Genomic DNA, 973 nt, shown 5'->3' with positions numbered 1-973 from the left:
GGGTGTTCTAAAGCTCCAAGCACTGTACATTGGAATGCCAAATAACAAAAAGGCTCCATAAGGAGCCTTTTTACTCGATAACAATCATTAGCAAGCGGTAATCGTTAATGGCCAACCAATGTCTGTTTGACGGTTCGATTCTATTTCTAACTCAGCAGCCGTAAGCGGGTTAGCTTCTAGCCATTTCGCATCAATGCTCAACGTCAGTTTATCACCTTCAGCCAATAGCTCGACTTGTGGTTCTAAGCTTGGGTTGCGGCGGTGGGTCAGTAGAACTGCAAGACGCAGCAAGCGCAGCACGCGTTTGGCACTTGTTCCAGATATAGCATGTTGCTCTGGTAGTGAGCTTAGCTGCTCGCGGTAACGGCGCGCAATTTCACCAATAAAGAACTTCTGCGCACGTGTATAGCCTGGCAAATCGAGGTTTTGCAGTAAGTAAGCACTATGTTCACCGCCTTTTTTAAAGTCGATGGTTAGGCCAATTTCGTGCAATTTTGCTGTGGTTTCGAGCAGAACTTTACCTTGAGGCTCAGCAATCCACTCATCGCCACCGGCTTGCTCTAAAAGCTTACCTGCCAGCGTTGCCACTTGTTCACCATATTGGCAATCAAGCTGATAACGGCTTTGTACGCTACAAATGGTGCGAGCACGAATGTCATTTTGACGCAGCTCGTCGACCATTTCATAAACCAAGCCTTCACGCAGTGCGCCGCCCGCGAGTGTCATCGCATCGATTTCAAGTAACTCGAAAATCGCGATAAGAATAGACAGGCCGCTAGGGAAGACCAAGGCACGCTCAAGCGTTAAACCTTCGATGTCGATCTCCTCCAAATGATCGGCTAGCATGGCTTGCTTTTGTAAACGCTTAAGTTTGGAGTGAGTAATTACTTCGTCCATGCCCTGCCATGTCATCCAGCGAATCGCACAAGTCTTCTGCTTGTTGTTCTACCTCTTTTGAATGCTCGGCTAAACG

The 973-nt window shown here is 47.8% G+C and carries 1 pseudogene; it reads right to left on the bottom strand.

Annotation, left to right across the window (positions count from 1 at the left end):
* Positions 1–87: 87 nt before the first annotated feature.
* Positions 88–912, bottom strand: a pseudogene (locus R7R24_RS25125) (guanosine-5'-triphosphate,3'-diphosphate pyrophosphatase); the annotation flags it as partial.
* Between the last annotated feature and the right edge of the window lie 61 nt (positions 913–973).

Source organism: Vibrio sp. 704, from assembly GCF_033339295.1.
This window is presented reverse-complemented; position numbering and strand designations above follow the sequence as displayed.